This is a genomic window from Cupriavidus sp. GW822-FHT02D05, assembly GCF_058802485.1.
The window spans coordinates 15604-39634 of the sequence record NZ_JBXAOE010000017.1; the positions used below are offsets into that span (position 1 = coordinate 15604).

The 24031-nt window shown below is 67.6% G+C and carries 24 protein-coding genes; 13 read left to right on the top strand and 11 right to left on the bottom strand.

Annotation, left to right across the window (positions count from 1 at the left end):
* Nucleotides 1-2: 2 nt before the first annotated feature.
* Nucleotides 3-890 (bottom strand): LysR family transcriptional regulator, encoded by an 888-nt coding sequence (locus AC1RQK_RS22320; protein ID WP_183033095.1) that lies wholly within the window; start codon nucleotides 888-890, stop codon nucleotides 3-5.
* 230 nt (nucleotides 891-1120) lie between these two features.
* On the opposite strand from AC1RQK_RS22320, the gene AC1RQK_RS22325 reads away from it, so the two are divergent.
* From AC1RQK_RS22325 to AC1RQK_RS22335, 3 genes are all read left to right on the top strand, one after another.
* Complete coding sequence (locus tag AC1RQK_RS22325) at nucleotides 1121-2122, top strand: ornithine cyclodeaminase family protein (protein ID WP_492811202.1); 1002 nt, start codon at nucleotides 1121-1123, stop codon at nucleotides 2120-2122.
* Complete coding sequence (locus AC1RQK_RS22330) at nucleotides 2119-2952, top strand: phosphate/phosphite/phosphonate ABC transporter substrate-binding protein (protein WP_492811204.1); 834 nt, start codon at nucleotides 2119-2121, stop codon at nucleotides 2950-2952. Before AC1RQK_RS22325 ends, AC1RQK_RS22330 begins: the two co-directional genes overlap by 4 nt.
* A 98-nt stretch (nucleotides 2953-3050) precedes the next feature.
* Entirely contained in the window at nucleotides 3051-4007 is a 957-nt protein-coding gene (locus AC1RQK_RS22335; protein WP_492811206.1) for a Bug family tripartite tricarboxylate transporter substrate binding protein, read from the top strand.
* A 105-nt stretch (nucleotides 4008-4112) separates the two neighbouring features.
* Here AC1RQK_RS22335 and AC1RQK_RS22340 read toward each other — a convergent pair whose 3' ends face one another.
* Entirely contained in the window at nucleotides 4113-4655 is a 543-nt protein-coding gene (locus AC1RQK_RS22340; protein WP_492372254.1) for an ureidoglycolate lyase, read from the bottom strand.
* Nucleotides 4656-4913: 258 nt separating this feature from the next.
* On the opposite strand from AC1RQK_RS22340, the gene AC1RQK_RS22345 reads away from it, so the two are divergent.
* From AC1RQK_RS22345 to AC1RQK_RS22365, 5 genes are all read left to right on the top strand, one after another.
* Nucleotides 4914-6236: an MFS transporter gene (locus AC1RQK_RS22345; RefSeq protein WP_492372283.1), complete on the top strand. Its 1323-nt coding sequence runs from the start codon at nucleotides 4914-4916 to the stop codon at nucleotides 6234-6236.
* A gap of 131 nt (nucleotides 6237-6367) precedes the next feature.
* Nucleotides 6368-7096 (top strand): FadR/GntR family transcriptional regulator, encoded by a 729-nt coding sequence (locus AC1RQK_RS22350; RefSeq protein WP_174428415.1) that lies wholly within the window; start codon nucleotides 6368-6370, stop codon nucleotides 7094-7096.
* Between the two features lie 121 nt (nucleotides 7097-7217).
* On the top strand, nucleotides 7218-8414 hold the full coding sequence (locus AC1RQK_RS22355; protein ID WP_492372253.1) for a methyl-accepting chemotaxis protein: 1197 nt from the start codon (nucleotides 7218-7220) through the stop codon (nucleotides 8412-8414).
* Between the two features lie 359 nt (nucleotides 8415-8773).
* On the top strand, nucleotides 8774-9148 hold the full coding sequence (locus AC1RQK_RS22360; RefSeq protein WP_492372252.1) for an RcnB family protein: 375 nt from the start codon (nucleotides 8774-8776) through the stop codon (nucleotides 9146-9148).
* A 360-nt stretch (nucleotides 9149-9508) separates the two neighbouring features.
* Nucleotides 9509-9829, top strand: a complete 321-nt coding sequence (locus AC1RQK_RS22365; protein ID WP_492372251.1) for a high-potential iron-sulfur protein — start codon at nucleotides 9509-9511, stop codon at nucleotides 9827-9829.
* 94 nt (nucleotides 9830-9923) lie between these two features.
* Here the strand turns inward: AC1RQK_RS22365 and AC1RQK_RS22370 are convergent, their stop codons facing one another.
* Complete coding sequence (locus AC1RQK_RS22370) at nucleotides 9924-11381, bottom strand: M81 family metallopeptidase (RefSeq protein WP_492811210.1); 1458 nt, start codon at nucleotides 11379-11381, stop codon at nucleotides 9924-9926.
* A gap of 11 nt (nucleotides 11382-11392) precedes the next feature.
* A complete protein-coding gene (locus tag AC1RQK_RS22375) occupies nucleotides 11393-12373 on the bottom strand; it encodes a tripartite tricarboxylate transporter substrate binding protein (RefSeq protein ID WP_492811212.1) in 981 nt (326 codons plus the stop codon).
* A 163-nt stretch (nucleotides 12374-12536) separates the two neighbouring features.
* Between AC1RQK_RS22375 and AC1RQK_RS22380 the strand changes: the two genes are divergently transcribed.
* Nucleotides 12537-13454, top strand: a complete 918-nt coding sequence (locus AC1RQK_RS22380; RefSeq protein ID WP_492372248.1) for a LysR family transcriptional regulator — start codon at nucleotides 12537-12539, stop codon at nucleotides 13452-13454.
* A gap of 34 nt (nucleotides 13455-13488) precedes the next feature.
* Here AC1RQK_RS22380 and AC1RQK_RS22385 read toward each other — a convergent pair whose 3' ends face one another.
* The 3 genes from AC1RQK_RS22385 to AC1RQK_RS22395 form a co-directional block, all read right to left on the bottom strand.
* Nucleotides 13489-13977, bottom strand: coding sequence for a hypothetical protein (locus AC1RQK_RS22385; protein ID WP_492372247.1), 489 nt, complete (start codon nucleotides 13975-13977; stop codon nucleotides 13489-13491).
* Nucleotides 13978-14026: 49 nt separating this feature from the next.
* Entirely contained in the window at nucleotides 14027-14497 is a 471-nt protein-coding gene (locus tag AC1RQK_RS22390) for a MarR family transcriptional regulator (protein WP_492811215.1), read from the bottom strand.
* A gap of 277 nt (nucleotides 14498-14774) precedes the next feature.
* Entirely contained in the window at nucleotides 14775-15536 is a 762-nt protein-coding gene (locus tag AC1RQK_RS22395) for a metallophosphoesterase (RefSeq protein WP_492372245.1), read from the bottom strand.
* Nucleotides 15537-15691: 155 nt separating this feature from the next.
* Here AC1RQK_RS22395 and AC1RQK_RS22400 point away from each other — a divergent pair, with 155 nt between their 5' ends.
* The 3 genes from AC1RQK_RS22400 (at nucleotide 15692) to AC1RQK_RS22410 (ending at nucleotide 18592) form a co-directional block, all read left to right on the top strand.
* A complete protein-coding gene (locus tag AC1RQK_RS22400) occupies nucleotides 15692-16510 on the top strand; it encodes a DUF6597 domain-containing transcriptional factor (protein WP_492811391.1) in 819 nt (272 codons plus the stop codon).
* A 76-nt stretch (nucleotides 16511-16586) separates the two neighbouring features.
* Nucleotides 16587-16940: a VOC family protein gene (locus tag AC1RQK_RS22405; protein WP_492811217.1), complete on the top strand. Its 354-nt coding sequence runs from the start codon at nucleotides 16587-16589 to the stop codon at nucleotides 16938-16940.
* Nucleotides 16941-17227: 287 nt separating this feature from the next.
* Entirely contained in the window at nucleotides 17228-18592 is a 1365-nt protein-coding gene (locus tag AC1RQK_RS22410) for an MFS transporter (RefSeq protein WP_492811219.1), read from the top strand.
* Between the two features lie 62 nt (nucleotides 18593-18654).
* Here AC1RQK_RS22410 and AC1RQK_RS22415 read toward each other — a convergent pair whose 3' ends face one another.
* Both AC1RQK_RS22415 and AC1RQK_RS22420 read right to left on the bottom strand, forming a co-directional pair.
* Nucleotides 18655-19632 carry an aldo/keto reductase gene (locus tag AC1RQK_RS22415; RefSeq protein ID WP_492811221.1) on the bottom strand — a complete coding sequence of 326 codons (978 nt, stop codon included), beginning with the start codon at nucleotides 19630-19632 and terminating at the stop codon, nucleotides 18655-18657.
* A 98-nt stretch (nucleotides 19633-19730) separates the two neighbouring features.
* Nucleotides 19731-20489 (bottom strand): SDR family oxidoreductase, encoded by a 759-nt coding sequence (locus AC1RQK_RS22420; RefSeq protein ID WP_492372241.1) that lies wholly within the window; start codon nucleotides 20487-20489, stop codon nucleotides 19731-19733.
* Between the two features lie 137 nt (nucleotides 20490-20626).
* Between AC1RQK_RS22420 and AC1RQK_RS22425 the strand changes: the two genes are divergently transcribed.
* Nucleotides 20627-21394, top strand: coding sequence for an IclR family transcriptional regulator (locus AC1RQK_RS22425; protein WP_150986080.1), 768 nt, complete (start codon nucleotides 20627-20629; stop codon nucleotides 21392-21394).
* 36 nt (nucleotides 21395-21430) lie between these two features.
* Here the strand turns inward: AC1RQK_RS22425 and AC1RQK_RS22430 are convergent, their stop codons facing one another.
* Nucleotides 21431-22915 carry a M20/M25/M40 family metallo-hydrolase gene (locus AC1RQK_RS22430; protein ID WP_492811223.1) on the bottom strand — a complete coding sequence of 495 codons (1485 nt, stop codon included), beginning with the start codon at nucleotides 22913-22915 and terminating at the stop codon, nucleotides 21431-21433.
* Nucleotides 22912-23970 carry an S-methyl thiohydantoin desulfurase domain-containing protein gene (locus tag AC1RQK_RS22435; protein ID WP_492811225.1) on the bottom strand — a complete coding sequence of 353 codons (1059 nt, stop codon included), beginning with the start codon at nucleotides 23968-23970 and terminating at the stop codon, nucleotides 22912-22914. The genes AC1RQK_RS22430 and AC1RQK_RS22435 overlap by 4 nt, the downstream gene beginning before the upstream one ends.
* Between the last annotated feature and the right edge of the window lie 61 nt (nucleotides 23971-24031).

Sequence of the window (24031 nt, forward strand, 5' to 3'; positions counted from 1 at the left end):
CCTCAAGCCTTCATCCGCGCCACCAGTTCCTGCGCAAACTCCAGCGACAGCCGCGACAGCGGCTCGGACTGGACATTGAAGATCTGGACCGAGGCATTGACCTTGGTCCGGATCGGAATCGCCACGATATTGGGCCACGCCTGCCCGAACACCGTCATGGCATCGACCAGCGCGATGCCGGCCCCGGCCTGCGCCAGCGCGCGCGCCACGTGCGCCTGCTCCACTTCGATGCGCATATCGAGGTCGTCGAAGCCGCTGCCAAACATTTCCCGCACCAGCAAGCCGAACGGCACATCCGCGCCGTAGCCGATCAATGGCTCCCCGGCAAGCTCGGCCGGGCGCACGTAGCTGCGCCCGCTCAAAGGGTGCCCCGCGGGCACCAGCGCCACCATCGGGTTCTTCACCAGCAGCCGGGATTCCAGGTTGGGATGCGCCAGCGGCATGTTGGACACGGCCAGCTCGGCCTGGCCGGAGAGCAGGGCGCGCAGCATGTTGCCCGGGATCTGCGTGCGCACGACGATGCGCACCGCAGGATGCGCGGCGCGAAACGAGGCGATGGCGCGGGGCAGCACCGTCTGCCCGAGATTCGGGCTGCATGAAATGCGCAGGCTGCCCGTGCGGTTGGTTGCGAGGTCTTCTGCGATCTCGTTCACGCGCTCGATCCCCTCGTACACCACATTGACCTCGCCCAGCAGCCGCCTGGCTTCCGGCGTTGGATGCAGGCGGCCCTTCACGCGGCGGAACAGTTCCAGCCCCAGGCGCTGCTCGGTGTGCGACATCAGCCGGCTGATGGCGGGCTGCGACACATACAGGAGCTTGGACGCGCCGCTGATCGAGCCCGTGAGCATCACGGCACGGAACACTTCGATCTGCCGGAGGTTCATTTTCATGATTTCAACCTATTAACCTGATGTTAAGTCGCGCGGATATATAAGCATATGACAGTAAGGGTGCGGCTGCCTACACTGGGTCCTGGCAGCGCGCTTGCCCACGTGCACCAAGGCGGCGCCAGGTGCCATCGGCGCCGGCACCGCGATGGGGATGCATGGCCCATCGCGGGGCATCTTGATGCATGCTGGTGCATCGCCCCAACGTCCACTGCGGGAGACAAGGAGAGAACATGAGCGACATCCATCTGACTTACATCAACGGCCGAGACATTGCGAAGCTCGCGATGACCGACCAGGAAATCCTCGACGCGGTCGAGCAGGGCCTGCTGGCGCAAGGCAACAAGCAGACGGTGATCGAGCCGCGCGTGCACCTGATTCCAGACCCGGCATTCAATGGCCACTTCAATGTGCTGCGGGGCTATGTGGCGCCCCTGGGGCTGGCCGGCGTGAAGATCGTTGGCGACTACGTCGACAACTACAAGCTGGGCCTGCCGTCGGAGATGGCCATGCTCAACCTGTTCGACCCTCGCACCGGCATGCCGGTGGCGATGATCGACGCGACCTTCATCACCGATGCGCGCACCGGCGCGGTGACCGCGCTTGGCGCTCGCCACCTGGCACGACGCAACAGCAAGGTGCTTGGCCATATCGGCGCGCGCGGCACGTCGTACTGGAATGTGCGCCTGCTCGACAGCCTCTTCGACTTCGACGAGATCCGGGTGCATTCGCGCCGCCCGGAAAGCCGCGACGCGTTCGCCGCGCGGCTGGAGAAGGATCTTGGCAAGAAGGTCATCGTCACGCAGGACTGGGAGTCGTGCGTGCGGGGCGCGGACATCGTGGTCGAGGCGTCGCGGCTGGACAAGCCCACGCCGCTGCTCAAGACCGAGTGGATCAAGCCGGGCGCGTTTGTGGTGCCGTACGGGACCATGAGCGCGGTGGAGCTGTCGCTGACCGACATCATGAGCAAGCTGGTGGTGGACGACTGGACGCAATGCAAGGGCGGCATGTTCGGCTCGCTGCGCGCGCATGTGGAGGCGGGCAGGTTGTCCGAGCAGACGCTGCACGCGGAACTCGGCGATATCGTCGCGGGCCGCAAGCCGGGCCGCCAGAGCGATGACGAGACCAACCTGTTCTGGCACCGAGGCCTGTCGCTGAGCGATATCGCGCTTGGCCACGCCATCATGAAGAAGGCCGAGCGCATGGGCATTGGCCAGCAGCTCGTCTACGCATGATCGCCAACGCGCGCATGTATGCGGTGGCCGCGCCGGTGGCCCAGGCGTGGCGTGCGTTGTTTGCCTACGTGGGCGAGCGCGCCGGCGTGGCGTGGACGTACGTCGAGCATGCCGCGCCGGCGCCGGTCAGCGCGCTGTGGGCGCGGCCGGACTGCGGCTGCGTCTTCATGTGCGGGTTCCCGTTCGTCAGCACGGGCAGCCGGCATCGCCTGCTGGCGGCGCCGGTGCCATCGCTGCCGCGCTATGGGGACCGGCCGGAATACTTCACCGAGTTCATCGTGCGCGACGATGCGGCGTTCGCCACCCTGGAGCCGGCCTTTGGTGGCCGGCTGGCTTGCATGTTGCCGGAATCGAACTCCGGCTTCAATGCGCCGCGGCACTACCTGATGGCAAAGGCTGCCGCTGGCGCTGCCACGCTGTTCCGGCCAACGGCGGCGCCAACCCCCACGCCGCGCCAGGTGATCGACGCAGTGATCGGCGGCGATGCCGAGGTTGGCGTGGTCGACAGCTATGTGCTGGACCTGCTGCGCATGCATGTCCCTGAGCTGATGGCGAAGGTGCGCAGCGTGGCGGTGACGCCGGCGTCTCCGATCCCGCCGCTGGTGGCCGCGCCGCAGGCCGGCGACGCCGCCGTGGCGCGCGTGCGCGCCGTGCTGCTGGACCTGCATCGCGACCCGGCCTGCGCGGGCTGGCTCGCGCAATTGCGGCTGGCGCGCTTTGCTTGCGTCACCGGGCAGGACTATGACGTGCTGGCGCGCTACGCCAGCGAAGCCGACCACGCGGGCTTTGCGCTGACCGGCACCCTTGACGCCTGGGAGCAGCGTCCATGACCGCCACGGCAGCGAGCGCGGCTTGCGCGCGGCCTGACCGTGCCCGGGAGCCCGTTTTTGTGATTTCCTGATAGTCCGACTGACGTGGAGAATTGTCGATGAAGCGTTTCCTGATGACATTGCTGGCTGCCGGGTTGCCGATGCTGGCCAGCGCCCAGGCCTATCCGTCCAAGCCCGTGCGGCTGATCGTGCCGTTCCCGGCGGGCGGGCCCGCCGACGTGCTCGGCAGGGTCGTGGGCGAGGGGCTGTCCAAGGTGTGGGGCCAAAGCGTGCTGGTGGAGAACAAGGCGGGCGCGGCCGGCACCATTGGCGTGGAGCAGGCGGCCAAGGCCGCGCCGGATGGCTATACGCTGGCAGTGGTGCCGGTGGGCAATATCGCCGTCAATCCTTCACTGTTCCGCAGCCTGCCGTACAAGGCGCAAGACCTGGTGCCGGTGACGATGCTGGCGACGGCGCAGAACGTGCTGGTGGTCGGTGCCAACGTCCCTGCCGCTTCCCTCGCGGATCTCCTCAAGCTGGCGGCGCAAAAGCCGGGCGAGCTGACCTTTGCCTCGCCCGGGGCCGGCAGCCAGGCGCACCTGGCGGGCGAGTTGCTGCAGCTGGACGCCAAGGTCAAGCTCAACCACATTCCCTACAAGGGCGTGAGCCCGGCCATGACCGACCTGGTCGGGGGCCAGGTGACCATGATGTTCGCGCAGGTCTCGTCGGCGTTGCCGTACGTCAAGGCGGGCAAGCTCCACGCGCTCGGCGTGGCCAGCCAGAAACGCCTGGCGGTGATGCCCGACGTGCCCACCATTGCCGAGCAGGGCTTCCCCAGGTTCGAGGCGGTATCCTGGTATGCGCTGATGGCGCCGGCAGGCACGCCCAGGGAGGTGATCGCCCGCATCAATCACCAGGCGCTTGAAGTCCTGGCGAACCCGGCGCTCAAGGAGAAGCTGGCCACGCTCGGCATGGAGCCCAGCGGCGGCACGCCGCAGGAACTGGCCACCACGATTGAGCAGGACAGCGCGCGCTGGGCCGGCGTGATTCGCAAGCGCCAGATCACGGTGGACTGAGGGCATTGCGAAGCCGCCAGTCTGATCCGCTGCGCCCATAGCAGGCAGCAGGGGGGATCAAGCCGGTGCAGTCCTGGACCCCGCTCGCAACAGGCGACGACGCCTTTACCCCGCCACCAGGTAGTTGCCGCGCAGCTCGGTGACGTCGCAGTTGTGGCCCTCGCCGCCGCGGTCCACCACCAGGAAGCGCGCCGTGCCTTGCGTGACGATCAGCGAGTGATGCCAGGCGCCGCGCTTGTAGTTCACGCCTTGCCTGCCGTTGGTGACGAACACGCGGATGGCCGATTCGTCGATCTGGTCGCCAACGGGCGCCACGACCACCAGGAAGGCGGCCTCGTCCAGGGGCACGAAGGCCTGGCTGCCCAGCGGATGCCGCTCCATGGCGCGGATGCCGAGCGGCAGCGCATAAGGCTGCGCGTCGAAGAAGCTGATCAGCGCCCGGCCGCCCTGCGTGCCGACGTCAACGCTGGCAAGGTCGTCGTAGCGCAGCGTCATGCCGCCATTGATCACCATCGGCGCGCGCCCCTCGCTTTCGATGACATCGCCAAACGGGGCGAATGCGGCTACGGTCAGTGGCTCCACCCGCAGGCGCACCGGCGCTTGGGATGGCAGTGGGGGCTGGATCGCCTTCTCGTCGGGAGCAGACACGTTTTTCCTTTTTCCTCTTGTCATGGGTAAGAAGTGGCCGGGGAAGGCGCTTGGCCAACCTCCGTGGATCAACTGGTAATACCAGTAGATCCAGTATCCGATTGTCAACGACTGGCGTCAAGACGCTTTTATCACAGGGTTTACGCTGCTTTTCCAGAGAAACGCTGGGACGTATCCTTCGCCATCTCCAAGAAAACAGACTGGTAATACCAGTTGAGATAACAAGCCGAGCCACCTGAGGAGGAAACCGCTGTGTCCCTGACCACCGCCCCATCGCTAGCCCCCGAGCCCGCCGCCGCCCGCGCGGCGGCGGCGCAGGAAAACGCCGTCTACCGCAAGGTTGCGTGGCGCCTGCTGCCGTTCCTGATGCTCTGTTATGTCGTGGCCTACCTGGACCGCGTCAACGTGGGGTTTGCCAAGCTGCATATGCTTGGCGACCTGCAGTTCAGCGAGTCCGCCTACGGGCTGGGCGCAGGCCTGTTCTTCATCGGGTACTTCTTCTTTGAAGTGCCGAGCAATGTGCTGATGCACCGCATCGGCGCCAAGGCGACCATCTCGCGCATCATGATCATGTGGAGCGTGATTTCGGCGGCGATGGTGTTCGTGCAGACCACCACGCAGTTCTACGTGCTGCGCTTCCTGCTCGGCGCGGCCGAGGCTGGCTTTTACCCCGGCATGATCCTGTACCTGACCTACTGGTTCCCGTCGCACCGCCGCGCGCGCATGGTGGCGCTGTTCATGTGCGCGATCCCGGTGTCGGGCATCTTTGGCGGCCCGCTCTCCGGCTTCATCATGGAGTCCATGCAGGGCGTGGCGGGGCTGCGCGGCTGGCAATGGATGTTCCTGATCGAAGCGCTGCCTTCGCTGCTGGTCGGCGTTGCCGTGCTGGCCTACCTGGACAACAACATCCGCTCGGCGCGCTGGCTCACGCAGGGCGAGAAGGACCTGCTGGAGCGCAACATCGCCAACGAGAACGCCACCAAAGGCGGGCACATGACCATGCGGCAGCTGTTCTCGGACCGCCGCATCATCAAGATGGCCTGCATCTGCTTTTGCACGGTGATGGGCCAGTACGGGCTGACGTTCTGGCTGCCGTCCCTGATCCGGCAGGCCGGCGTGAGCGGCGCGCTGAATATCGGCCTGCTGACGGCCATCCCGTTCTCCGTCGCGGTGTGTTCGATGATCCTGGTCAGCCGCAGCTCCGACCGCATGCGCGAGCGCCGCTGGCACCTGATCGTGCCGTTTTGCTGCGGCGCAGCCGGCCTGGCGCTGAGCGCGATCTTCAGCGACAACGTGGTGCTCTCGCTCGCCGCACTGGCGCTCGCCGCGGGCGGCAGCCTGGCCACGTCGCCGTTGTTCTGGAGCCTGCCGACCGCGCTGCTGTCCGGCGCGGGTGCCGCTGCCGGCATCGCCATGATCAACTCGTTTGCCAACCTGGCGGGCTTTGTCAGCCCTTACATGATCGGCCTGATCAAGGACGCGACGCAGAGCACCAACCTGGCCATGTTCGTGCTGGCTGGCGTGCTGCTTTGCGGCGCGGCGCTGACCTATACGGTACCGGCGCGGCTGGTGAACAAGTAAGTCAGGCAGGTATGCGATGGCGCTGCCCGGGGCGTGCTCCGGGCGGGTCGTCGAGTACAATTTGCCGTCAATCCGGCGGCAAGCGCCGGCCTCCATCTTTCACGATCCCGCGCAGGACTTCATCGCACCCAATGGTCACAGCTACCGCCATCTCCGCCAACGCCGCGAACCTGATCCGCGAGTGGATCGAGGGCGGCAAGTATCCGGCCGGATCGCTGTTGCCCTCGCAGCGCGACCTGTCGGAGCAGCTCGGCATCAGCCGCACCTCGCTGCGTGAGGCGTTGTCCACGCTGCAGGGGCTCGGGCTGGTGGTCTCGCGCCCCGGCAAGGGCGTGTACGTGGCCGCCGACGCTGGCGACGGCGCACCACCGCCATGGCGTTTCTCCAAATCGCATTCGCTGACCGATATCTACCAGTTGCGCTTCGCGCTGGAGGGCTTCACCGTGGGGCTGGCCGCGGCGGCGCTGCTGCCGGAAGACATCGACGCCCTGCGCGAGAACACCGAGGCCATGCGGGTGTGCATCGACGCGTCCGACTTCACGCAGGCCGCCCGGCTGGACTTTGATTTTCATATGCGCATCATCGCGATCGCCGGCAACCGCGCCATCGCCGATATCCTGCGCAACAGCACTGACGTCATGCAGGAAAGCCAGCGCTTGCCGTTCTACCAGCGCGGCAGCCGCCATGCCACCTACACCGAGCATTGCGCCATCATCGACGCCTTGGCCGCGGGCGATGCCAGCCTGGCCCAGCGCGCCATGTCGGATCACATCGTCCGGGCGGCCCAGCGCGCCGGCGTGCATTTCCCCGCGGGCAGCCGCGCGGGCGACGGGGCGGCGCCGGGCCATCTCCCCGGCTGAGCGGGCCTTGCGGACGGAGCCGATAAAGGCATCCAGGATTTCTCCTAAAGTTTCTGCGCGCATCGCCGTTATCCAGGCGACGACGCAGGCGGAGTCCACATAAAAAAGGGGAGATGCAGCAATGATGTCATTTGCCAACCTGACCATCCGTACGCGCCTTGGCGTGGGATTCGCGGTGGTTTTGCTCTTGATGGCCGCGGCAATCGCGGCCGGGCTGGACCGCCTGCCTGGTGCGAGCGGCGGCGGCGCGCAGCAGGCCATCGACGGCGCGCGTACCTTGATGTTTACCCTATGGCTTGTCGCGCTTCTGGTTGGCGCCGCCTTCACCTACGGCATTGCGCGCAGTATCGCCGAGCCGCTAGGCGAGGCTGTCTATATCGCCGAGACCGTGGCCTCCGGCGACCTCAGCAAGGAATTCGAAACCGAGCGCAAGGGCGAGTTCGGCCGCTTGCTGGCCGGCATGGGCGAGATGGAGGACATGCTCACGGACCTGGTGACCCGCATCAAGGAATCGACCGATTCCATTTCCGACGCCTCCAAGCAGATCGCCGCCGGCAATGCCGACCTCTCGCAGCGCACGGAGGAGCAGGCCTCGGCGCTGCAGGAAACCGCATCGAGCATGGGCGAGCTGACCGCCATGGTCAGGCAGAATACCGAGCGCGCGCACGCGGCCAATGAACTGGCGGCGAATGCCTCGCATATTGCGCAGCGCGGCGGCACCGTGGTGGGCGAGGTGGTGGAAACCATGCAGGCGATCAGCGCCAGCTCCAAGAAGGTCGTCGACATCATCGACGTGATCGAGGGCATTGCGTTCCAGACCAATATCCTGGCGCTCAATGCCGCCGTGGAAGCGGCGCGCGCGGGCGAGCAAGGGCGCGGCTTTGCCGTGGTGGCCGGCGAGGTGCGCACGCTGGCGCAGCGCAGCGCCGCGGCCGCCAAGGAAATCCGCGGTCTCATCGGCGATTCGGTTGAGCAGGTGCGCAACGGCTCCGCGCGGGTGGAGCATGCCGGCCAGACCATGCGCGAGATCGTGACGGCGTCCAGCCAGGTCACCACCATCCTGGGCGAGATTTCGGTGGCATCGGCGCAGCAGAGCGGCGGCATCGAGCAGGTCAATCAAGCCGTGATGCAAATGGATGCGGTCACGCAGCAGAACGCCGCGCTGGTGGAGCAAGCCGCCGCCGCCGCGTCTGCCCTGGCGGAACAGGCGCACCAGTTGCAGAACGCGGTGGGCGAGTTCAAGCTGGAAGCCACCCCCGACGACGACGCCCCTGGGCAACACCGCTTTGCCGGCACGCTGCAGGGCGCGCACGCCTGATCGCTGGCGGCAGGCCTTGTGATGCGGGCGCGGCTTGCGTGCCGCGTCCTGGTCAAATCGGCTTGTATTTCTTACACGGATGGTGGGCATTTACCGCCATCGTGTTCTTGCCTGTCTCCCTCCGCACTTCATTTTTCCTCCGCGCAAGCATGATGAGCGCCCGATGCGGCGCTTCTCGGCGGCATCCTGCGCCGCAGCCACTATTCTTCAATCGGGCATCGAAGTTGCGAGCCAGTCCATGGCGACAAGCCATTCGCGTGGACTGTTCGTGCTTTTGGCCTTGTTGACGATGTCCTGCCAGGGCCAGCGCGGCCACCGCGGCCAGCGTGGCTACAGCGGCTAATAAAAAGGAGTGCCTGATGACGAAAACCGTGAGAAGCAAACTGCTGTTGGGCGTGATGCTCGCCGGCGGGTTCCTGGTTTCGGCCCAAAGTTCTGCGCAGCCGGACCGCGACTCTGACCGTGGCTACCAATACCGGGGCCAGCCGCAGCCGCACCGGGATGACCGTGGGCGGCCGGGTGACGACCGTGACAACGCGCGTAGCGGGCCGGGCCAGTGGCATAAGGGCGACAGGCTCCCCGCGGAGTACCGTGATCGCCAATATGTGGTGGATGACTGGCGTTCGCACGAACTGCCGAAGCCATCGAAGGGCCACCACTGGGTTGGCATTGGCGCGGATTACTACATGGTCGCACCAAATGGGGCGATTGTGGATGTGGGCGGACGGCGCTAGAACGTTCTTCCCTGCCTGATCCGGCCTCATACGATCCTGCGGCCGGATTCCGGGTGCGCGCAGGGCATGGATCGATCGCATTCCATGACTACGCGCAACGTCGACGTAATCGGCGTCGTCTAAACTCAATCGGGATACAAGCCTGGAGCCGGCCACGATGGCGGCTCCGGGTGCCGGCTGCGCGCACTTTGAATCGACGTGTCTGACACTTGGTTTTTTGCTGGGGCGTAGCCTGCGTCCGGGCTGGTATCTGGCGCGCGCCGTCATGGGCGCGCCGATGGTTGACGGACGGGGGCTTGCGTGGTTGCACAAGGCGCGGCCCTGTCCGGTTTGTCCCCCACAGAAAAAAGAGGATTAAAGATGTCAACTCGTCGTCATTTCTTGAAAGGCATTCCGATCATCGCGGCGGCCGGCGCGCTGGGTGTCTCCCTGCCAGCCCGGGCGCAGGGAAGCGGCCCGATGGTGGATGAAAAGGACCCGCAGGCGGTCGGCCTTGGCTACAAGGCGGATTCGTCGAAGGTGGACAAGGCCAAGTACCCGAAGCATGACACCAGCCAGCATTGCGGCAACTGCCAGCTCTTCCAGGGCAAGGCGGCGGACGCAAGCGGCGGCTGCCCGCTGTTCGCCGGCAAGCAGGTCGCGACCAAGGGCTGGTGCAGTGCGTGGGTGAAGAAAGCGTGAAGAAAGCTTGATGCAGGTTGATGCAGGTTGATGGAGGCTTGATGCCGTGAAGGCGGCGCTCGCGCGTCTGGGCGCGTGCGCCGCCTTTTTTCGTTCAGGCATCGATCGGCCACTTGGGCCGGCGAATGTGCCGATAGGGCAGGGAGCGCAAATTGAGCGAGACCGAGCCTGGCGCGTCCGCGTAGATGACATGGCGCGCGATCCGCGAGAACGCGGTGTGGAAGTGCTGCGCGGATTTGACGATGATTAGCGTCTTTTCGGACAGCCGGCAGCCGAGCTGCGTGAAGACATCGGTGTCCAGCGCCTGCGCGCGCCGCGTGATCAGCACGATCTCGATGCCATCCGCCTCCACCAGCGCCGCGTTGCCCACCGCCGCCGGCGCGCCCGACAGCCCCGTCATGATCATGTCAGGAACCAGCGCCTTCACGGTGCAAGCCAGGTCGATGGGCTCGCCGGACATCGGGCTGACCTTGCCGCCGATGCGCAGCGCCAGCCGCGCGCCCACGCCGGCACTAAAGGCAATGCGCGCCGCGATGGGATCCCACAAGGGGCCCACCGCCACGTTGCCGATGCCACGCGCGCGCAGGCGATGCAGCAGGAACGTGGCATCGCCCGCCGCGCCGCCGCCGGGGTTGTCGGCCGCATCCGCGATCACCACGGGCGCGCCGCCCGGCGCCTTGGCCAATGCCAGCGCCTGGTCGATGGCCGCATCCGGGCCAGGGTAAGCGGGCGTCAGGGTCTCGCGCATGCGGATCAGCTCGTCGGCCAGGCGCCGCGCGAGCCGGTGCGCGGCTGCGCCATCGCCATTCGCGTACACCAGCAGCTTGGTGCCCATGTCTGGCACGTCGCCCCACGGGAAGCCATGTGCCACGGAGACCGAGAGGATGCCGTCGTGTCCCTCCAGTGCGATCAGCCGGTCGACGTAGCTGCGTGCCGGCTCCTGGTTGGTCCGGATGGTGACGACCATCGCGCAGTCGGCCACCGCCGCCACGGGGGCGATGTGGCCCGCCACCTGCGCCGCGCATAGGTCCACCAGCTCCAGCGCTCGCTCGCGGATATCGGTGTGCGGATATTCCTTGTAGGCCACCAGGATGTCGGCATGCGCCACCATGTCATCCGACAGGTGGCAGTGCGGGTCCAGCTCGGCGCCGATCACCACGCCGGGGCCAACCAGCGCGCGCACGCGGGTGAGCAGGTCGCCCTCGCAGTCCGCGTAGCCATCGGCCACCATGGCGCCGTGCAGGCCCAGCACCACCATGTCGACGGGCAGCACCCGCCGCAGGTCGCCGAGCAGTTCATCGCGCAGCGCCTCATAGGCGTGACGCGTGGTGACGCCGCCGGGCTGCGCGCCCGCGGCCATGCCCTCGATCACCACCCAGCCGCGCGCGCGGCCGCGTTCGCGCGCGGCCCACAGCGGGCCGCTGAACATGGTCATCTCCGGCGGGTGCGTGCCTGCGGGAAAGTAGCCGCGGTCGACGAACGCATCGAGCGCGGTCGGCAGCGGGGCGAAGGTGTTGGTCTCGGTGGCCAGCGAGCCGGTAAAAACGCGCATGATCTGCCGGCCTAGTCCGCGGTGGCGCCAGAGGCCTTGACCACCGCGCCCCATTTGGTGATTTCCGAGCCGACAAACTGGCGCAGCGCCTCGGGCGTGCCGCCGCCCGGCGTCGCCACCATCGCGGCGAGCTTCTCGCGGGTTTCCTTCTCGGCCATGATCGCGTTGACTTCCTTGTTCAGCGTATCGACGATGCTGCCTGGGGTGCCAGCGGGCAGGAAGAGCGCATACCACGACACCACTTCATAGCCCTTCAACCCGCCCGCATCCACGGTGGGGATCTCCGGCGCGAAGGGCTGCGGGCTGGCGCTGGTCACGGCCAGCGCGCGCAGCTTGCCGCTCTTGATCAGGGGCATGACCGACGGCGCCGTATCGAACATCACCTGCACCTGGCCCGCCATCAGGTCGGTCAGCGCCGGCGCGCTGCCCTTGTACTGCACGTGCTCCATCTGGATGCCCGCCATCGTCTTGAACAACTCGGCCGACAGGCGCGTGGACGAGCCCGCGCCGGACGACGCGAAGAAGATGCCCTTGGGATGCGCTTTGGCATAGCTGATGAACTCCGCCACCGTCGTGGCCGGCACCGACGGGTTCACCGCCATGATGTTCGGGAAGCGCGTGAGCAGCACCACCGGCGCGAAGTCCTTCTGGAAGTCGAAGGGCAGCTTCTTGTACAGCGAGACATTGATGGTGCTGGCATTGGAGCCTAGCAGGATGGTGTAGCCATCATTGGGCGAGCGCGCCACGCCGGCCGCCGCGATATTGCTGGCCGCGCCAGGACGGTTCTCGACCACGAAGCTCTGCCCGAGCCGTTCCGAAAGCCGGTTGGCCACCAGCCGCGCCACGGCATCGGAGGAGCCGCCGGGCGCGTAACCGACCACGATCTTCACGGGTTTGACCGGGTACGCGGGGTCTTGCGGCGCCGCGCCCGCGGCCTGGTGACAGAGCACGCCCAAGGTTGCGGCTGCCAGGATTGAAGCGAAGGGTTTCATGCTTTGTTTGCTCGAAGGGGATCGTGGTCGCGGATTTGCCGCCCGCACATTATTCGCAATTCCAGTCGTCCGAATCAATGTAAGCTTGCCGGGAAATTGTTGCCTATTTGGCAACGATTGGCGGAGTTTGAGCCAGTCAGGAAACGTGAAACAGGAACGGAACATGGAAGGCGGACTGAGCGCGCGGCGCCTGCAGTATTTCTTCGAAGCGGTCAACACAGGGTCGGTGCGCGGCGCGGCCGAGCGACTGGGCGTGGAGCCGTCGATCGTCAGCCGGCAGATCCAGCTGCTGGAGACCGAGCTAGGCGTGGCGCTGCTGGAGCGCAAAGGCCGGGGCATCGTGCCCACGGAGGTGGCCGCCATCGTGATGGACCATTGCCGCGACCGCCAGGCCAGCGAACAAGCGCTGATGGCCCGGCTCGATGAAGTGAACGGCCTGCAGCGCGGGGATATCCAGCTGGTGGCCAGCGAGGGCTTTGTGGATATCCTGATGAGCGGGGTGGTGGATGCGTTCTGCCGGCAATATCCCGGCATCCGCGTCTCGCTCAAGGTGGCGGGCGCCTCCGACGCCGTGCGCGCGGTGGCGCACGACGACGCGCATATCGGCGTCTTGTTCGGCGCGCCCGCGGATCCCGCCGTTCGCGTGGTCACGGCGCGCACGCATCCGCTGTGCGTGATCGCCTGGCCGGACCATCCGCTTGCGCGGCAGCGCAAACGGCCCGCCCTGAAGGACGTGGCGCGTTATCCGGTGGCGCTGATGGCGCCGGGATTCGGCTTGCGCCAGCTGATCCAGATGGCCGAGCTGTCCGAGAACATTGTTCTCACGCCCAGCTTCGTCGCCAACTCCATCCTCACGCTCAAGCGCTATGTCGAGTGCCGCCTTGGCCTGACCTTCACCTCCTCGAATTCCGTGGTGACGGAAGTCGCCAGGGGCGAGCTGGTGGCGCTGCGCACCACCAACCCCATCTTCGAGGCCGCGCAGTCGCGCCTGATCGTCAGGGCCAACCGGCCGCTGACCAGCGCGGCACGCGGCATGCTTGAGCGCATCGAAGCGTCGCCGTTGTTTGGTGGCGGGCAATGAGGGCCGGCGGGCTGCTCGCAGGCGTGGCCGTGGCTTAGCTCGGCATGGATGCCTGGGACAGGCTCGCCGTGGCTGGCGCCGCGGCGAGCCGTGCCGCGCGGCAAAGCGCGGTGGCTGTCGCAAGGCCCTGGGTCACGACGGCCATTGGCCGGTACAGCGCCGTGGCCAACACCGAAGCCATGCGCTCTTGCGTCAACGGGCCAAATGCGGCAAGGCACCTCTGCAGCGGCGGGGACGTCTCGGCGGCGATCAGGAATGCCAGGATTTCCGTGCCGGCTTCGCCCAGGCCGGCGGCCTGCGCCAAGGCCGTGGCGCGGGGCCAGGCCGGATACGCGGTGATGTAGGCGGGGTCGGCAGCGTAGCGGACGGCTTGCGCAATACCGGGGTCTTGCGCCGCCAATTGCACCCGCCGAGGATCTTGCGCCAGCTCCGCGCGCCGCAGCAGCCGTCTTATCCAATGGCAGACCACGGCGGGAGGCGGCATGTCATTCGTCATATCGGCGCTGGGTGCGGCAGGGAGCATCGGGGTTCCGGTTTGTTGTTTGTTGGTTTGTTTGTCTGTTTATCTATTTTCAGTGCGCCAGTTCCACCCGGCGTTCCGCCTGGCGCCCAAGCCGCACGCTGTGGTCGTGCAGCGTGGCCTTCATGCGCCTGAGCGAGGCCGTCAGCGCGTGGCGTTCCTCGGTGCTGAAGGGGGCCACGGAGACGGAGTGGAGCGCCTTCAACCCTTTCCAGACGCGGTCCACCTTGGGCTCGGCGCGCGCGGGGATCAACGGCTGGCCGGCGGGATCGTATGCGATCCAGCCGTCGGCGTGCAAGGCGTCCAGCAGGCTTTCCGAGTGCGCCGCGGATATCAGCATCAGGCCCAGGTAAGGCTCATGGCGAACGAACTCTTCCTGGCGGATAGCGCGCAGCAAGATCCATTTCGGATAGTCGAGTCCAGCATCGCACAGAGTCTGGTCCAGCACGCGCTGCCATTCGCGCACGCTGTCCATCAAAGCAAGAAGTACGGATTCCGTCGGTTCGAGAGCCTTAGGCTGCATTGCTTTATCTCCTGTCTTTCGGGCTTGCCAGACCAGGGGCCGGCGCGTGGCCGGCCCGGGCGGCGCAGGGGATGCGGCGGGCGTCGCCTGCCTTGATTTCCTGCGGAGCAGACATTAGCAGACAACTTCTGCCATGGCGAAGTGCCCCTGCGGGCCGAAAGGTCTGGCAGTGCATTACGCAGCGCAAACCAAGGGAAAATCCCAAGTGGCTTGTCCGGTGCGCATCACGCCGGCGTTCGCACCGCGAACTTCGGTGCGGTTGCTGGCCGGCGTTGCTTTACAGTTCGATGACAAGGCCCGGATTGAAACCCGGGTTTTCGAGCTTGCCATCCCGTGCGTAGCCGCGCGGGTTGCACACCACGCGGGTGGCGCCCAGGCGATAGTCGAAGCTGTCATGGGTATGCCCATGCACCCAGAGCGCAGGCTGCCATGCCGCGATTTCCTGGCGCAGGTCGGAGACGAAGCTGGCGTTGAGGTGCGAGCCGGCGAACTTGGGGCTGATGCTCAGCGGCGACGGCGCGAAGTGCGTGATGACGACGGTCTGGCCGTCGTGGGGCGCCTGGAACCGCTGCGCCAGCCAGGCCACCGAATCCCTGAACAGCGCCTGCGACGTGGCGGGCGTGAAGCGCTCCTCGAAATCCGGCGCAACGCGGATGCGGGAGAAGTCGCGCATCAGTGACTGGGCGTCGCGCAGGCCATCTTCGCGCTGCTGCGGGGAGGAGAACAAGCGGTAGTCCGACCACAGCGTGCAGCCGAGAAAGCGCACGCCACGGTAATGCCATTCCGAGCGCTCCAGCACCTGTACCTGCGTGCCGGCCGCGCCGGCGCGCAGGGCGTCCATGGTGGTGGCCAGGTCGCTGCCGTAGAACTCGTGGTTGCCAGCCACGTACAGGGTGGGCAGGGTGGCGGCCGCGGCCCATGCCATGGCTTCCCGGGGGCGCCAGATGTCGCCAGCCAGTATCATCACGTCGACATCGGGATTCGGAAAGTCCATCGGATAGACCGAAAGATGCAGGTCCGAAACCAGGCCAATTTTCATGCGTCTCTCCTTGGGGGGCTGGCGATGCCAATTCCGGCGCCATGCCTGGATCGCAATCCATCGCCATTAATCGCCATGAATCGCCATCAACGTTTGCGGGGACCCACAGAGTAATGCAACAGCCGGATTCGCGACATTCACCGGACATTCCCGCGCTGGCAGGCACGGTCGGGCACTACTGCGAAGCCCGGCCCCGGCCTGAACTCCAGCCGCACTTCCAGTGCGTGTGGACCAGTGCCTTGCCAACTGACCACGCCGGTGCGATCGCCGTCGTGCCGGACGGCTGCGTGGATGTGCTCTGGCGCGCCGGCCGGCTGCTGGTGGTCGGGCCTGACATCACCGCGGCCCGGCCGGACCTGACGCCCGGCGTGGTGGTGCTGGGCGCGCGCTTTCAACCGGGCGCGGCGCTGCCCTGGCTGGGCCTGCCCATGTCGGAGATCGTCGGGAGCCAGGTCGAGCTGGCTGATCTGTGGGGCGCGCGTGGGCGGGAATTTGCCGGGAGGATGGAGGAGGCCGCGGCTGCAGGGCGCGAGGTGGAAGTATTCCAGAGCCAACTGGCGCGGACGGCGTTGAGCGTCGACGCCCCGAGCCGCGAGGCGGCAGCCATCTTCGCGCTGGTGCAGGCCAACGCCGGCATGGCGGGCGAGACGATTCCCCTGCTCCTGCGCCGGCTGGGCCTTGGCGAGCGCACGCTGCGGCGCCGCAGCGTCGAGCATTTCGGCTATGGCGCGAAGACGCTGGAGCGGATCCTGCGGTTCCAGCGTGCGCTGTCGCTGGCGCTGGCATCGACGCAGCGGGCAGGCGGCAGGGCAGGCAACCGGGCAGGCAGGGCGGACAGGTCCGACTTTGGGCTGGCCGCGCTCGCGGCGGATGCGGGCTACGCCGACCAGGCCCACCTGAGCCGGGAGATCCAGTCGCTGTGCGGCATGACGGCGTCGGCCCTGCTGCGCCAGTTGTGCGCGCCAAAGGCTTGATTGGCCGTTTTGTTCAAGCTTTGCCACGGCATCCGGGTGAAAATGGTGTTCCTTATCCATCACCAGGGAGTTCGCCATGGGCACCAGAGGCCAGGACCGGCAGATCGACAACATCGAGTTCAACGTCAGCGACATCGCGCGCAGCAAGGCGTTCTATGGCGCAGCCTTTGGCTGGACCTTTACCGACTACGGCCCCGCCTACTGCGAGTTCAGCGATGGCCGGCTGACCGGCGGCTTCACCACCGGCGAAGAGGTCCGCCCCGGCGGGCCGCTCGTGATCCTGTACGCGGATGATCTGGCACGGGCGCAGCAGGGCGTGGAGGCGGCCGGCGGCACCGTGGTCCGGGCGGTCTTCTCGTTCCCGGGCGGGCGGCGTTTCCACTTCCGCGACCCGGACGGCTACGAGCTGGCGGTGTGGTCGGCGGCATAGCGCAGGCGCGTCGCCTGGCGCTGCCTTAGCGGTCTTTTCGGCGGTCAACTCGGCCATTTGCCTATCTGCCGGCGACGCCGTCGCCTGCAGATATTCGCGTTATCCCGTATTGTGTCGGCTTGCCATGCCCTCTCTCGCATCGGGAGGGTGAGCCATGGTGCATGTATCAAACAATCGGGCAGGGCGCCGGCGCATCGCGCGCGGCTTCCCGGGCGCGGCGGTAACTGGCAAAGACAGTGTCGAACACAGCAGAATCCAATCTCCCCTCTCGCGCGGCGGATGCGCCCATGACGTCGCTGGAGCGCCGCGGCATGGCCGCCATCCTGGTGGCGGTCTCGCTCGCTACGCTCGATACGGCAATCGCCAACACCGCACTTCCCAACATCGCGGCCTCGCTGCATGCCACCCCGGCGGCATCCGTCTGGGTCATCAACGCCTACCAGCTCGCCATGGTGGCCACGCTGCTGCCGTTCGCGGCGCTGGGCGGCATCGTCGGGCACCGGCGCGTGTATCTCGGCGGCTTGATGCTGTTCATCGCCGCGTCGGTGGTCTGCGCGCTTTCCTGGTCGCTGCCCACGCTGGTGGCAGCCCGGTTGCTGCAGGGCGTGGGCGCCAGCGCCATCATGAGCGTGAACGCGGCGCTGATCAGCGCGATCTTTCCGCCGCATCGGCTCGGGCGTGGCGTCGGGCTCAACGCGCTGGTGGTTGGCGTGTCGTTTGCGGTGGGGCCCACGGTGGCCTCGATCATCCTGTCGCTGGGGCCGTGGCCGTGGCTGTTTGCCGTGAACCTGCCGATCGGCTTGCTGGCGCTCTACATCGCCTGGCCCGCGCTGCCCCAGACGGTGCGCGGCGCGCACCGCTTTGACCGCGTCGCCGCGGGGCTCAACGTGGTGATGTTCGCCTCGCTGATCTTTGCGCTGGGCGAGGGCGCGCAACGCGCGCCGCTGGGGCAGTCGCTGGCGGCGCTGGCCTTGTTCCTGGTGGCGTTCGTGCTGCTGCTGCGCCGCGAGCGTGGACATTCCGCGCCGATGCTGCCCATCGATTTGCTCAAGCGGCCCATGTTCGCGCTGTCGACCATGACCGCGATCTGCTCGTTCGCCGCGCAGGGGCTGGCCTTCGTGTCGCTGCCGTTCTACTTCGAGAGCGTGCTGGGGCGCAGCCCGATCGAGACGGGCTTCCTGATGACGCCGTGGTCGGCGGTGGTGGCGCTGATGGCGCCGCTGGCCGGGCGGCTGTCCGACCGCTATGCGCCGGGTTTGCTTGGCGGCGTGGGGCTGGCGGTGATGTGCATGGGCATGGTGTCGCTGGCGCTGCTGCCGGCGCATCCCAGCGCGCTGGATATTGGCATTCGCATGGCGATTTGCGGCGCGGGCTTCGGCTTCTTCCAGTCGCCCAACCTCAAGGCGCTGATGTCGAGCGCGCCGCGCGAGCGCGCCGGCGGCGCCAGCGGCGTGATTGCCACCGCGCGCCTGCTCGGCCAGGCAACCGGTGCGGCGCTGGTCGCGCTCAGCTTCGGCATTGCGGGCCGCCACGGCCCCACCCTGGCGCTGGCGATCGGCGCGGGCTTCGCTGGCGTGGCCAGCATCGCCAGCGGGCTGCGTCTGATCACGCGTGAGCCGGGCGCGGCCGCGCTGCGGCCCTCGGGCGAGTGACCGGCCGCCGGTAGTTCACCGGCGCCGTCATCGCCGTTGCTTCCGTCTTTGCCGTTGCTGCCTCAGAAGCCCACGGGCGCGTGCGGCACGTAGGGCGCCTCCAGCGCGGCGATCTCCTCGGCGGTGAGACCGAGCGAGAGCGCTGCCACGGCGTCCTCGATATGGTGCGGCTTGGACGCGCCGATGATCGGCGAGGTGATCTCCCGCTTCTGCGACAACCACGCCAGCGCCACCTGGGCAGCCGGCACGCCGCGCGCCTGCGCAATGGCGTGCACCTGCTCCACCACCTTGCGGTCCGACGCCTCGGTATCGCGGTACAGCGTCTTGCCAAACGTGTCGCTCTCCTCGCGGGCGCTGCCGGCAAGCCACGGCCGGGTCAGGCGGCCGCGCGCCAGCGGGCTCCACGGCATCACCGCGATGCCCTCGGCGGCGCATAGCGGCAGCATCTCGCGCTCCTCTTCGCGGTTCAGCAGGTTCACATGGTCCTGCATGCTGGCGAACTGCGTCCAGCCGCGCAGGCGCGAGGTGTAGATGGCCTTGGAGAACTGCCAGGCATACATCGAGGACGCGCCGATATAGCGCGCCTTGCCCGCCTTGACCACATCGTGCAGCGCTTCGAGGGTTTCCTCGATGGGCGTATGCGGATCCCAGCGGTGGATCTGGTACAGGTCGACGTAGTCGGTGCCCAGGCGGCGCAGGCTGTTGTCGATCTCGGCCAGGATGGCGCGGCGCGACAGGCCGGCCCCGTTCGGGCCGGGGCGCATGCGGCCGTGGACCTTGGTGGCGATCACCACGTCGTCGCGGCTGGCGAAGTCTTTCAACGCGCGGCCGACGATTTCCTCGGAGGTGCCGTCGGAATACACGTTGGCGGTATCGAAGAAGTTGATGCCAGCCTCGATCGCCTGCCGGATCAGGGGGCGGCTGGCTGGCTCGCCAAGCGTCCAGGGGTGGTTGCCGCGCTCGGGCACGCCGTAGGTCATGCAGCCCAGGCACAGCCGGGAGACTTTCAGTCCCGTCGCGCCAAACCTTACATAGTCCATCTTGCCTCTCCTTGAATGCGTCGCCGCCATCGATGCCGGGCGGTGGGCCCGCGGCGGACTCCGGCATGGTATGCCAATTCCAGCGAGGACGACGGCGCTCAAGGCAGCACGTAGCCACCATCGACGAACAAGGTGGATCCCGTCATATAACCGTTGCCGAACAGGAACAGCACGGCATCCGCTACTTCATCCACGTTGCCAACCCGGCCAAGCGCGGTGCTGCGGCTGTAGCTCTCGAACGCGTGCGAGCGCAGCTCGGCAGGCCGGCGCTGCCACAGGTCGCTGTCGATGGTGCCTGGTGACACGCTGTTGACCCGCACCGGCGCCAGGTCGAGCGCGAGCGAACGCCCAAGGCCCTCGATGGCGGCATTGCAAGCCGCATAGGCCGAGGCGCCCTTGATCGGGCGCGCCCCGGCGGCGCCGGACATCAGCACGATGGCGCCATCCGGCGCGATCTTGGGCGCGGCTTCGTGCACGGCGTGGTACTGGCCCCAGAACTTGCTGCGAAAGGGGCTTTCCACCGCATCGTGGTCATCGCTGTGGATAGACGCGACCTGGTAGGTGGCGCCGGGTGCGAACAGGTAATCGAGGCGGGTAATCCTGGCGAAGAACGCTGCGACCGATTCGCGCTCCGCCATGTCGACCACATGGCCGCAGGCGGCGCCGCCGGCGGCTTCGATGCGGGCGAGTTCCGCATCCAGCGCGTCTTGCGAGCGGCCGCCGAGGATCACCGCGCCGCCGGCCGCGACGACGCGGCTGGCCACGGCGCGGCCGATGCCGGAGGTGCCGCCGATGATGACGGCGGTCCGGCCGGACAGCGGCTGGGTTGGATGGGTTTGGGTGGTCTGTGCGTGCATCGATGCGTGCCTTGTCTTGAGCGTTGTCGTGAGCGTTGCCGCGGGCTTTGTCGCGGTTGTTAAGGGGAATCCCAAATTGACGCTATGGGTCTTGGACTATATTCTGGAACCTCAATCCATAAAACGAACCATTCCTCATGAGCACACTCGTTAATGCCGCCGATGTCCTCAAGCTCATCGCCAAGCTCCGCAGCGACATCACGGTGACCGACGTGGTGACTCATCTCGGGCTGGCCAAGAGCTCCGCCTCGCGCACGCTCAGCATGATGGCCGAGTACGGCTTCCTGGAGCGCGACAGCGTCTCGCGCGCCTACCGGCCGGGCGCGGTGGTGATGGAGGCCTCTTACCACTTCCGCGCCTCGCATACCGCGCTCACGTTGCTGCAAGGCGTGCTCGACAAGCTGGTCGGCGAGACCGGCTACACCGGCTATATCAACGTGCTGGACGGTGCCGATTCGGTCGTCATCCAGATGCGCACCGGCGCGGGCTCGCTGCAGGTCTACACGCCGCCGGGGTCGCGCGCGCCGGCTTATGCTTCGTCCATCGGCCGGGCAATCCTGTCGCGCCTGACCGATGAAGAGGTCACGGCGCTGGTGCAGGACGGCTTCGAGGTGCGGCGCGGCAACATCCCGCGCACGCGCAAGGACCTGCTGGCGCGGCTGAAGGAAGCGCGGGAAACCGGCTGGGCGCTGTCGCGCGGCGAGTTCGTGCAGAACGTGGCGGGGATTTCCGCCGCGCTGCGCGATCCGACCACGCGGCAAATCTATGGCCTTGGCATCGCCATGCCGGTGCAGGACCTCACCGATGCCATGGTCCAGCGCTTTGGCGCGCGCATCGTCGAGGCCACCAGCGACGCCGGCCGGCAGATCGGCGACCCGTACTGGCTCGCCTTTGCGCCGCGCTGACGCCGCTGTCTCTGCCGCTGCCCCTGCTGTGGCCCCTTAATGCCCGGCATCCTCCTGCCACGATCCGATCACGCTGGCGATCGATGCCGTCAGGCGCTTGGCGTACGGCACGTGCAGGAACTCGTTCGGGCCGTGCGCGTTGGCGTTGGGGCCGAGCACCCCGCACACCATGAACTGCGCGCGGGGGAAGGCCTTTTCCAGCATGCCCATCAGCGGAATCGTGCCGCCTTGCCCCAGATAGCCGCAAGACGCGCCGAAGTACTGCTGCGAGGCCGCCTCCAGCCGTGAGGCCAGCCACGGCGCCGTGGCCGGTGCGTTCCAGCCGTCGGCCACGCTCTTGTCCGGCACGAAGGCCACGCGCGCGTTGTATGGCGCGTGGCTTTCCAGCAAGCGCTTGAGCTCCTGCGCGGCGGCCGCGCTGTCGACCAGCGGCGGCAGCCGCAGCGACAGCTTGAACGCCGTGCGCGGGCGCAGCACATTGCCCGCGGTAGCCAGCGGCGGCAGGCCTTCGGCGCCCACTACCGACAACGCCGGGCGCCAGGCGCGCCGGATCAGCGCGGTGGCGGGATCGGTGGTGGATGGCAGCACGCTGGCGCCGTCCGCGCCGCAGGCCCACGCAAAGCGCTTCCACACCAGGTCGCCAAGCTGGCGCGCCGCATGCTCAGCCTGCGCCTGGCGCTGTGGCGGCACCTCGCAATGGAAGCTGGCGGGCAGGATCTCGCCCGAGCCGCTGTCCTCCAGCCGGTCCAGCACATGGCGCAGCACGCGGAAGCTGGACGGCACGATGCCGCTGGCATCGCCGGAATGCACGCCTTCGTCCAGCACCTGCACTTCCAGCCGTCCGCTGACATAGCCGCGCAGCGACGTGACCATCCAGAGCTGGTCGTAGTTGCCCGCGCCCGAGTCCAGGCAAACCACCAGGCCGATGCGCCCCAGGCGGTGCGCCAGCGCATCCAGGTAGGCGGGCAGGTCATAGCTGCCGGATTCCTCGCAGGTCTCGATGATGCCGACGCAGCGCGGATGGCTGGCGCCGCCCGCTCTCACGGCCATCACGGCGGCCAGGGCGGCATAAAGCGCGTAGCCGTCGTCGGCGCCGCCGCGGCCGTAGAGCTTGCCGTTCTCGTACTTTGGCTCCCACGGCCCGAGGTCGCGGCGCCAGCCGTCGAACTCAGGTTGCTTGTCGAGGTGGCCATAGAAGAGGATCGTGTCGGCGCCCGCGTCCGCGGTGGCCGGGATCTCGAAGAACAGCAGCGGCGTGCGCCCCGGCAACCGGATCACCTCGACCGTCATGCCCGCGATCTTCTGTGCCTCGGCCCACGCGGCGGCCGAGCACACGACGCGATCCAGCAGGCCCCGCGCTTGCCAGCCGGCGTCGAAGGCGGGGCTCTTGGCCGGCACGCGGATGTAGTCGTGCAGCGCGGGCAGGATTTCGCCGTCCCACTTCGCATCGATAAAGGCGCCGATGGCGCGCAGGCCCGCCGCCGGGGCGGCGGCGTCCTGGCGCGGCGCGGCTGCCGTCATGCCGCCGGCTCCAGCGGCGCGAACGCCGTGCCCAGGGAGGCCTCCAGCGGCTGATACAGCTCGCGCATGTTCATGGTGCGCGACAGCAGCAGGCGCTCGCCGGGGGCCACCAGCACGCGCAGCCGCATGCCCTGGCGCACGCGCGCCGAGACCACCGGCTGGCCGTCGTCATCGAAGGTCATGATCAGGTTGGGGAAGGCACTCTGGCGCTCGCCGTGCTGTTCCAGCGTCATGTACTCGTTGATAAAGCGCAGCTCGGTGCGCGCGGTGTCGTCGAACACCAGGTGCCCCACATCCAGCCCCTCGCGCTGCTCGCAGCGGTACTCGGCCACGATGCCGTCTGCCACGATGCGCCCGCCCAGCGCCGCCGCCGCCCCATCGACGCCGCCGGACAAGAACGCGCGGCCCACTTCAATGGCATGGCTGATCGCACCAGGCGCGCCGTGCGCGGCGGCGTAGCCCACCGTCACCGGGTTGCGTGCCACCGCCACCACGCCGCCCGCCTCCACGGACGCGCGGCGCACCAGTGCCGAGGTCAGCTCCAGCCGGCCGGAAACCACACCTTCCAGGTAGCGTGCCTGGGCGCCGCCGGCGAAGGCCTGCACGGAGACGTAATCCGCCTCGGTGTGCAGCCCGAGCGCGCCCATCACGCTCGACGGGTGGGCGCGCCCGTTGCAGGCCAGGTCCATCACGGGGATGCCGGTGATGGCGGCATGGAACCAGCCATTCACCGTGGTCTCGGCGCCGTTCTCGTTCGAGTTCAGCGCCACCAGCGGGCGCCCGCCGGCATGTTCGCGAATCAGCTCCAGCGTGCGCAGCAAGTGCGCGGGGCGCACGCAGGGCAGCGGCGCGGCGGGCGCGCCGACAATGGCCACGGTGGTGGTGATCGCCTGCGGATCGAACTCGTCCACGCTCCACAGTTCCGGCACGCCGGCGGCAAGCGCCAGCCGGGCAACGCGCAGGCCCTCTTCGATCAGGCCGCCACCGCCACCGCCCAGGATGGCGCCGCCGAGCACCGCGGCTTCCACGTCGTCTACCGTCAATTGTCTTTTCACTACAGGCTCCTTTGATGGATGGATGTTTACTTCGTGTTGTGCCGGCTTCCGGCTTCCTGCC

Coding starts and splice junctions, on each gene's coding strand:
- AC1RQK_RS22320 (WP_183033095.1), bottom strand. CDS start 890: ATGAAAATGAACCTCCGGCAGATCGAAGTGTTCCGTGCCGTGATGCTC.
- AC1RQK_RS22325 (WP_492811202.1), top strand. CDS start 1,121: ATGAGCGACATCCATCTGACTTACATCAACGGCCGAGACATTGCGAAG.
- AC1RQK_RS22330 (WP_492811204.1), top strand. CDS start 2,119: ATGATCGCCAACGCGCGCATGTATGCGGTGGCCGCGCCGGTGGCCCAG.
- AC1RQK_RS22335 (WP_492811206.1), top strand. CDS start 3,051: ATGAAGCGTTTCCTGATGACATTGCTGGCTGCCGGGTTGCCGATGCTG.
- AC1RQK_RS22350 (WP_174428415.1), top strand. CDS start 6,368: ATGGTCACAGCTACCGCCATCTCCGCCAACGCCGCGAACCTGATCCGC.
- AC1RQK_RS22355 (WP_492372253.1), top strand. CDS start 7,218: ATGATGTCATTTGCCAACCTGACCATCCGTACGCGCCTTGGCGTGGGA.
- AC1RQK_RS22360 (WP_492372252.1), top strand. CDS start 8,774: ATGACGAAAACCGTGAGAAGCAAACTGCTGTTGGGCGTGATGCTCGCC.
- AC1RQK_RS22365 (WP_492372251.1), top strand. CDS start 9,509: ATGTCAACTCGTCGTCATTTCTTGAAAGGCATTCCGATCATCGCGGCG.
- AC1RQK_RS22370 (WP_492811210.1), bottom strand. CDS start 11,381: ATGCGCGTTTTTACCGGCTCGCTGGCCACCGAGACCAACACCTTCGCC.
- AC1RQK_RS22375 (WP_492811212.1), bottom strand. CDS start 12,373: ATGAAACCCTTCGCTTCAATCCTGGCAGCCGCAACCTTGGGCGTGCTC.
- AC1RQK_RS22380 (WP_492372248.1), top strand. CDS start 12,537: ATGGAAGGCGGACTGAGCGCGCGGCGCCTGCAGTATTTCTTCGAAGCG.
- AC1RQK_RS22385 (WP_492372247.1), bottom strand. CDS start 13,977: ATGCTCCCTGCCGCACCCAGCGCCGATATGACGAATGACATGCCGCCT.
- AC1RQK_RS22390 (WP_492811215.1), bottom strand. CDS start 14,497: ATGCAGCCTAAGGCTCTCGAACCGACGGAATCCGTACTTCTTGCTTTG.
- AC1RQK_RS22395 (WP_492372245.1), bottom strand. CDS start 15,536: ATGAAAATTGGCCTGGTTTCGGACCTGCATCTTTCGGTCTATCCGATG.
- AC1RQK_RS22405 (WP_492811217.1), top strand. CDS start 16,587: ATGGGCACCAGAGGCCAGGACCGGCAGATCGACAACATCGAGTTCAAC.
- AC1RQK_RS22410 (WP_492811219.1), top strand. CDS start 17,228: ATGACGTCGCTGGAGCGCCGCGGCATGGCCGCCATCCTGGTGGCGGTC.
- AC1RQK_RS22415 (WP_492811221.1), bottom strand. CDS start 19,632: ATGGACTATGTAAGGTTTGGCGCGACGGGACTGAAAGTCTCCCGGCTG.
- AC1RQK_RS22420 (WP_492372241.1), bottom strand. CDS start 20,489: ATGCACGCACAGACCACCCAAACCCATCCAACCCAGCCGCTGTCCGGC.
- AC1RQK_RS22425 (WP_150986080.1), top strand. CDS start 20,627: ATGAGCACACTCGTTAATGCCGCCGATGTCCTCAAGCTCATCGCCAAG.
- AC1RQK_RS22430 (WP_492811223.1), bottom strand. CDS start 22,915: ATGACGGCAGCCGCGCCGCGCCAGGACGCCGCCGCCCCGGCGGCGGGC.